Origin of the sequence: Streptomyces sp. NPDC005811, assembly GCF_040630405.1 — a bacterium.
Classification (GTDB): domain Bacteria; phylum Actinomycetota; class Actinomycetes; order Streptomycetales; family Streptomycetaceae; genus Streptomyces.
In genome coordinates, this window is sequence record NZ_JBEXXK010000056.1 from 71,179 (window position 1) to 79,025 (window position 7,847).

General features: G+C 71.4%; 8 protein-coding genes. 5 read left to right on the plus strand and 3 right to left on the minus strand.

Annotated features, from left to right (window positions below):
- Positions 1-39: 39 nt before the first annotated feature.
- The 3 genes from ABZ490_RS41600 to ABZ490_RS41610 all read right to left on the minus strand — a co-directional run bounded on the left by ABZ490_RS41600 (position 40) and on the right by ABZ490_RS41610 (position 2,625).
- Positions 40-240, minus strand: coding sequence for a MerR family DNA-binding transcriptional regulator (locus ABZ490_RS41600; protein WP_359002703.1), 201 nt, complete (start codon positions 238-240; stop codon positions 40-42).
- Positions 241-599: 359 nt separating this feature from the next.
- A complete protein-coding gene (locus ABZ490_RS41605; RefSeq protein WP_359002705.1) occupies positions 600-1,559 on the minus strand; it encodes a helix-turn-helix domain-containing protein in 960 nt (319 codons plus the stop codon).
- A 139-nt stretch (positions 1,560-1,698) separates the two neighbouring features.
- Positions 1,699-2,625: a sugar phosphate isomerase/epimerase gene (locus ABZ490_RS41610; protein ID WP_359002707.1), complete on the minus strand. Its 927-nt coding sequence runs from the start codon at positions 2,623-2,625 to the stop codon at positions 1,699-1,701.
- Positions 2,626-2,786: 161 nt separating this feature from the next.
- On the opposite strand from ABZ490_RS41610, the gene iolC reads away from it, so the two are divergent.
- The 5 genes from iolC to ABZ490_RS41635 form a co-directional block, all read left to right on the plus strand.
- On the plus strand, positions 2,787-3,737 hold the full coding sequence (gene iolC, locus ABZ490_RS41615) for a 5-dehydro-2-deoxygluconokinase (RefSeq protein WP_359002709.1): 951 nt from the start codon (positions 2,787-2,789) through the stop codon (positions 3,735-3,737).
- Positions 3,734-4,615: a deoxyribose-phosphate aldolase gene (locus ABZ490_RS41620; RefSeq protein ID WP_359002711.1), complete on the plus strand. Its 882-nt coding sequence runs from the start codon at positions 3,734-3,736 to the stop codon at positions 4,613-4,615. Before iolC ends, ABZ490_RS41620 begins: the two co-directional genes overlap by 4 nt.
- Before the next feature lie 7 nt (positions 4,616-4,622).
- Complete coding sequence (gene iolB / locus ABZ490_RS41625) at positions 4,623-5,438, plus strand: 5-deoxy-glucuronate isomerase (protein WP_359002713.1); 816 nt, start codon at positions 4,623-4,625, stop codon at positions 5,436-5,438.
- Positions 5,435-7,312, plus strand: a complete 1,878-nt coding sequence (gene iolD / locus ABZ490_RS41630) for a 3D-(3,5/4)-trihydroxycyclohexane-1,2-dione acylhydrolase (decyclizing) (RefSeq protein ID WP_359002715.1) — start codon at positions 5,435-5,437, stop codon at positions 7,310-7,312. The genes iolB and iolD overlap by 4 nt, the downstream gene beginning before the upstream one ends.
- A gap of 14 nt (positions 7,313-7,326) precedes the next feature.
- Positions 7,327-7,847, plus strand: a 521-nt coding sequence (locus tag ABZ490_RS41635; RefSeq protein ID WP_359002717.1) for an aldehyde dehydrogenase family protein, incomplete at its 3' end; no start/stop codon positions are given.

Here is a 7,847-nt window from a genome sequence, read left to right on the forward strand (position 1 = left end):
GCGAGGGCGGGGCACGTGGGGTATGGGGTGGGGAGGAGGTCAGTCGGATCTGCGTCCGCGGTTGCCGGGACGGGCGGCGGCCCAGGCGTGGACGGTGGCGGCGAACCAGTAGGGCTTCCCGCCGTCGACGCGGTCGGGCGGGGGGAGGAGTCCGTGCTTGCGGTAGGACCGTACGGTGTCCGGCTGCACCTTGATGTGCGCCGCGATCTCCTTGTAGGACCACAGCCTTCGGTCGGTCATGCGTTGCACCTCCCTGCGCGCGCGGGGGTGGCGGCCGGGAGGCCGCCCGGGGGAGCCCGGCGCTGCGCTGGCGATCACCAAGCCTGTGCCCGGTGAACGACGCAGAGTGACTGTACGAACACGGCTGTAGACCGTGTGTGACAGAAGACCCGCGTAGGCGGGACATGCGTGACAGGGGGGAGGTATTTGTGACGAAGGTGACGCGAAGGTATGTGCGGGACGTCTGGGAGTGGCGCGTTGACAGCCGTGCCGGGGCCCGGCACAGAGGTGGGCCGGGCCCGCTGCGACAGGCCCGGCCCCACTCCGTCCCCGCCATCCCCCCGGGACAACCGGATCAACGGGCAGGACCCAGCCTGTATTCAGCCAACCCGCCGGGTCTTGGAAAAATGCGCACCCGGTACGGACCAATCGCCCGGCCGGGCCGGCAGCACCAGGCTGGTCGCCTCCCCGCTCATCCGGTCCGCCGCCGGGAAGGCCGGCGCAGGCGACCGTCTGGCCTGGGCGAACTCCCTCGGCGTGCAGCCCGTCATCGCCTTGAACTCACCGCTGAGATGGGCCTGGTCGTAGAAGCCGCACTGGGCGGCCGTCTCCGCCGCGCTGCGGCCGGCCGCCAGTAGCCGGCGGGCGCGTTGCAGCCGCAGCACCCGCGCCGCGGCCTTGGGGCCGAGCCCGATCTGTTCCCGGAACCGGCTCTCCAGGTGCCGTACGCTCCAGCCGACCTCCTCGGCCAGCCGGGGCACCGGGATCGCGCCCCCCGTGCGCACCAGCAGCGACCAGGCCCGCACCACCCGTTCGGAACTGGGCACCCCCGCCTCCCACCACCGGGCGAACACCTCGTCCAGCAGCCCGAACCGCTCCGCCCAGCAGGGCAGCGCGGCCAGCGCGGCGGCGAGTTCCCGCAGGGGTGTGGCGAGAGCGTGCGGCAGCGCGTCGGGATCGACGGTCCGGTTGACCAGCTCGTGCTGCGGTGTCCCGAACAGGGTGAACGCGGCCCAGGGCGCCAGCAGCACCTCGACGCCCGAGACCCGCCCGCCGTGCTCCCCGACGGCGGGCGTGGTGGTGGGCCCGCAGTACACGGACACCAAGGTGTCCGGATCGCGCCCGGCCCGCGAGATCCGGACCGGCTGATCGAACCCCAGCAACAGGGTCGAGGCCCCGATGGGCGTTTCGAGCCGCCGCCGGGGCCGGTTCAGGGCGAGCCGGATGCCGCGATAACTCATCACGCCGGGCCGCAGCCGGGGATGGGGAGCCGCGCTCGCGAACTCCCAGGATCCCCAGGGCCCTTGTTCGGACCGGGTGCGTACCGCGCGAGCAGTCATGGGCACCCATGGTCCTACGTCAGGGCAGTGCCGTTAAGGGGCGCGGGGCTGTATCGATATGCGGCTCCGCCGCGTGGGCGCGACAAGCCACACACGACCCGCACGCGCGCACCGCCCCCACCACCTCAGTGGGCGACGACTACGCCCCGCACGACCGAAGAAACGCCCGCGTCCGCTGAGCGATCGGCAGCGGCTTGTCCTGCTCGCACGGATACATGTCCTGCTCGACGATCGCGAACAGATCCACGTCCAGCTTCCCCGCCGCCTCCAGCACGGGCCCGAGCGCCGGCACACCCGCGGGCGGCTCGCACATCACACCCTGCGCCACGGCCGGACCGAACGGCGTGCCCTTGGCCTTCACGTCGGCGAGGATCTCCGGGTCCACCTGCTTGAGGTGGAGGTACCCGATCCGCGACCCGTACGTCTCGATCAGCTTCACGCTGTCGCCGCCGCAGTACGCGTAGTGCCCGGTGTCCAGGCACAGCGACACGAGGTCGGAGTCGGTGCCGTCCAGGAAGCGGACGACGTTCTCCTCGCTGTCGATGTGGGTGTCGGCGTGCGGGTGGACGACGATCTGGAGCCCGTACCGCTCCCGCACCTCCTTGCCGAGCCGCTCGGTCAGCGTGGTGAGGTTGCGCCACTGCTCGGGCGTGAGGGTGTCGGACTCCAGCACCTCACCGGTCTTGTCGTCCCGCCAGAAGGACGGGATGACGACGAGGTGCTTCGCCCCCATCGCCTGCGCGAGCACGGCGTTGTCCGCGACGTGCGCCCAGGTCTTCTCCCACACGGCCTCGCCGTGGTGGAGCCCGGTGAAGACCGTGCCGGCCGACACCTTCAGGCCGCGCCTGGCGGTCTCCTCGGTGAGGACGGCCGGGTCGGTCGGCAGATAGCCGTAGGGGCCCAGTTCGATCCACTCGTAGCCGGACTGCGCGACCTCGTCGAGGAAGCGCTGCCAGGGGACCTGTACCGGGTCGTCCGGGAACCAGACGCCCCAGCTGTCGGGGGCCGATCCGATCCGGATGCGGGAAAGTGAGGATTGCGGTGACTGAGGTGACAACGACGTCATGAGCGCCAGCGTGCGGGCTCTCCTCAGGGGTGTCAAGGCCTGGTCCGAATGTCTGGACAAACTATTGACAGGGTGCCCGGGACCGGACTACAAAGCCGTGGAGAGCCGACACGGCGCCGGGTCCGACCGGACCGGGCCGACACGAAGGGAACGCGAACTCGATGGCGTACGACCTGATCACCATGGGGCGGATCGGGGTGGACCTCTATCCGCTGCAGACGGGGGTGCCGCTCCCGCAGGTCACGTCCTTCGGGAAGTTCCTGGGCGGCTCGGCGTCCAACGTCGCGGTCGCCGCGGCCCGCCTCGGCCGGTCCACCGCCGTGATCACCCGCACCGGCGACGACCCCTTCGGCACGTACCTCCACGAGGCCCTGCGCGGCTTCGGCGTCGACGACCGGTACGTCACCCCGGTGCCCGGCCTGCAGACGCCGGTCACCTTCTGCGAGGTCTTCCCGCCGGACGACTTCCCGCTGTACTTCTACCGCAAGCCCAAGGCCCCGGACCTGGAGATCGACGCCCACGAGCTGGACCTCGACGCCATCCGCGAGACCGGCATCTTCTGGATCACCGGCACCGGCCTGAGCGAGGAGCCCAGCCGCACGGCGACCCTGGCCGCCCTCGCGCACCGCGCCAAGGCCGGCACCACGGTCTTCGACCTCGACTGGCGCCCGATGTTCTGGACCGACCCGGACGCGGCCCGCCCGTTCTACGCCGAGGCCCTCAAGCACACCACCGTCGCGGTCGGCAACCTCGACGAGGTGGAGGTCGCCACCGGCGTCCGCGAACCGCGGGCCGCCGCCCAGGCGCTGCTGGACGCGGGCGTCGAGCTCGCCGTCGTCAAGCAGGGCCCCAAGGGGGTCCTCGCCGTCCACGCCAGTGGTGAGTCCGCCGAGGTCCCGCCGCTGCCGGTGAACGTCCTCAACGGCCTCGGCGCGGGTGACGCCTTCGGCGGCTCCCTCTGCCACGGCCTGCTCGCCGACTGGGACCTGGAGCAGATCATGCGGCACGCCAACGCGGCCGGGGCGATCGTCGCCTCCCGTCTGGAGTGCTCCTCCGCGATGCCGACCGTCGACGAGATCGAGGCCGCCGTCGAGGCAGGGGCCGTCCTGTGACCGTCGACATCTCCGAACTCGTCCGGCTGCGCGCCGAGCGGCCCGAGGCGATCGCCGAGGCCGCCGCCCGCCGCCCCCGCCGCCCGCTGCTGGGCGACAACGGCCGGCTGATGATCGTCGCCGCCGACCACCCCGCCCGGGGCGCGCTCGGCGTCGGCGGCGACAAGCTGGCCATGGCCAACCGCGCCGACCTGCTGGAACGCCTGATCCTGGCGCTGTCCCGGCCCGGTGTGGACGGCGTCCTCGCGACCGCCGACATCCTCGACGACCTGCTGCTGCTCGGCGCCCTCGACGGCAAGGTCGTCATGGGCTCGATGAACCGCGGCGGTCTCCAGGGCTCGGTGTTCGAGCTCGACGACCGCTTCACCGGCCACCGCGCCGAGGACATCGAGCGGCTGAACTTCGACGCCGGCAAGCTGCTCCTGCGGATCGACTACGACGACCCGGGCTCCCTGACCACCATGGAGACCACGGCCCGGGCCATCGACGACATGGCGGCCCGCAGGCTGCCCCTGTTCGTCGAGCCGTTCCTCAGCAGCCGTTCCCCCGAGGGCAAGGTGAGGAACGACCTCTCCGCGGAGGCCGTCACCAAGTCGATCGCCATCGCCTCCGGCCTGGGCGGCAGCTCCGCCTACACCTGGCTGAAGGTCCCGGTCACCGACAACCCCGACGACATGGCCGAGGTCATGGCGACCTCCACCCTCCCCGCCGTCCTGCTGGGCGGCGAGGTCGGCGAGGACCAGGACGGGGCGTACGAGAAGTGGCGCGGGGCGCTGCAACTCCCCACCGTCCGGGGCCTGGTGGTCGGCCGTTCGCTGCTGTACCCGGCGGACGGGAACGTCGCCGCCGCCGTGGACACCGCCGTAGGACTGCTGTGAGGGCCGCATGACGAACAACAGCCTGTACGTGCCGCGCGGCACCACCGCCGACGCCGACCACGTCCTCGACATCGACCCGAAGCGGGCCGGCTGGACCTACAGCAGTCTGAGGATCATCGAGCTCGCCCCGGGCGGCAGCCACACCCTCACCACCGGTGAGAGCGAGTGGATCGTGCTTCCGTTCGAAGGTGGATGTACCGTGCAAACAGACGAGAACGAGTTCCAACTCCTGGGCAGGGAAAGCGTGTTCGCGTCGGTCTCCGACTTCGCGTACGTTCCCCGCGACGCCCGGGTCACGATCGCCTCCGGCGCGGGAGGCCGCTTCGCCCTGGCAGGAGCGAAGTGCGAGCGACAACTCCCCGCCCGCTACGGCCCCGCGCCGGAGGTCCCCGTCGAAGAGCGCGGCAGCGGCACCCAGTTGCGGCACGTCCGCAACTTCGCCTCCGCCGACGCCTTCGAGTGCGACAAGCTGATCGCCGTCGAGGTGATCACCCCCGGCGGCAACTGGTCCTCGTACCCGCCGCACAAGCACGACGAGCACCGGCCGGGCGAGGAGGCCGAGCTCGAGGAGATCTACTACTTCGAGATCGACGGCCCGCACGGCTTCGGCTACCAGCGCGTGTCCCCTTCCCGCGAGGGCGGCTCCGAGGTCCTCGCCGAGGTCCGTTCCGGTGACGCCGTCCTCGTCCCCGACGGGTGGCACGGCCCGTCGATCGCCCAGCCCGGCCACGCCATGTACTACCTGAACGTCATGGCGGGCCCCGGAGAGAACCGCGAGTGGCGGATCTGCTTCCACCCGGACCACACGGAGGGTTACCGATGACCATCAGGCTCACAGTGGCCCAGGCCCTGGTGCGCTTCCTCGCCGCCCAGTACACCGAACGCGACGGCGTACGGCAGCGGCTGATCAGCGCCACCTGGGGCATCTTCGGGCACGGCAACGTGGCCGGCCTCGGCCAGGCGCTGATCGAGTACGGCGACGACATGCCGTTCCACCAGGGCCGCAACGAGCAGTCCATGGTGCACGCGGCCGTGGGCTACGCCCGCCAGTCGAACCGGCTCTCCACCCACGCGGTGACGACGTCCATCGGCCCCGGCGCGACCAACCTGGTCACCGGCGCCGCCCTGGCCACCGTCAACCACCTCCCGGTCCTGCTGCTGCCCGGCGACATCTTCGCCACCCGCGTCGCCGACCCGGTGCTCCAGCAGCTGGAGGTGCCGTACGCGGGCGATGTGTCGGTCAACGACTCGCTGCGCCCGGTGTCCAAGTACTTCGACCGCGTCACCCGCCCGGAGGCGCTGATCCCGGCCGCCCTCCAGGCCATGCGGGTCCTCACCGACCCCGTGGAGACGGGCGCGGTCACCCTCGCGATGCCGCAGGACGTGCAGGCCGAGGCGTACGACTGGCCGGAGGAGTTCTTCGCCGAGCGCACCTGGGTCGTCCGACGCCCGGGCGCGGACCCGACCGAACTCGCCGAGGCGGTCCGGGCGATCCGCGCGGCGAAGCGCCCCCTGATCGTCGCGGGCGGCGGTGTCCACCACAGCCGCGCCGAGGAGGCCCTCGCCGAGTTCGCCGGGACCACCGGCATCCCGGTGTCCTCCACCCAGGCCGGCAAGGGCTCCCTGCGCTACGACCACCCCCAGGACGTGGGCGGCGTCGGCCACACCGGCACCGCCACCGCCGACGAACTGGCCCGCACCGCGGACCTGATCATCGGCGTCGGCACCCGCTACACCGACTTCACCACCGCCTCCAACACCCTGTTCCAGGGCGAGGGGGTGCGCTTCCTCAACCTCAACATCGCCGCCTACGACGGCCACAAGCTCTCCGGACAGCCACTCATCGCGGATGCCAGCAGCGGCCTCGCGGAGCTGACGGCGGCCCTGCGGACGCACGGGCACCGGGTCGCGGACGCGTACGTCACCGAGTACACCGAGGACAAGGAGCGCTGGGAGCAGCGCGTCGACGCCTGCTACGAGGCGGAGGAGCCCGACGCCCGCCCCACCCAGCCGCAGGTCCTCGGCGCGCTCGACGCCCTCGCCGACGAGTCCGACGTGATCATCAACGCGGCCGGCTCGCTCCCCGGCGATCTGCACAAGCTGTGGCGCGCCCGCTCCCGGGACCAGTACCACCTGGAGTACGGCTACTCCTGCATGGGGTACGAGATCCCGGCGGCCATCGGAGTGAAGATGGCCGCGCCCGAGCGGAACGTCTGGGCGCTGGTCGGCGACGGTACGTATCTGATGATGCCGACGGAGATCGTGACGGCCGTGCAGGAGGGGATCGCGATCAAGATCCTGCTCGTGCAGAACCACGGCTACGCCTCGATCGGCGGACTCTCGGAGTCCGTCGGCGGTGAGCGGTTCGGCACCGCCTACCGCTTCACCTCGGAGGACGGCACGTTCTCGGGCGCGCCGCTCCCCGTCGACCTGGCCGCCAACGTGGCGAGCCTGGGCATGCGCGTGCTGCGCGCGAAGACCGTCCGTGAGCTGCGCGAGGCCCTCGCCGAGGCGCGCGCCGCCGACACTCCCACTTGTGTCTACGTGGAGACCGAAACGGCCGACACTGTGTCGGGCCCGCCGCCCGCGCAGGCCTGGTGGGATGTACCTGTCGCCGAGACCGCGACCCGATCGTCCGCGGTGAAGGCACGAGAGCTGTACGAACGGCACGTCTCCACCCGACGCCGCCATCTGTGAAGGAGTACTCGGTCATGACGAAGATCGTCAACCACTGGATCGGCGGCAAGCCCGTCGAAGGCGCGTCGGGCACGTTCGGTCCGGTCACGGACCCGGCGACCGGCGCGGTCACCACCAAGGTCGCGTTCGCGACGGTCGACGAGGTCGACGCGGCGGTCGCGGCCGCCCAGGACGCCTACGTCTCCTGGGGCCAGTCCTCGCTGGCCAAGCGCACGGAGATCCTGTTCCGCTTCCGCGCGCTGCTGGACGCCAACCGTGACGCCATCGCCGAGCTGATCACCGCCGAGCACGGCAAGGTGCACAGCGACGCGCTCGGCGAGGTGGCCCGCGGTCTGGAGATCGTGGACCTGGCCTGCGGCATCAACGTGCAGCTGAAGGGCGAGCTGTCGACGCAGGTCGCGAGCCGGGTGGACGTCTCGTCCATCCGCCAGCCCCTCGGTGTCGTCGCCGGCATCACGCCGTTCAACTTCCCGGCGATGGTCCCGATGTGGATGTTCCCGATGGCCATCGCGTGCGGCAACACGTTCGTGCTGAA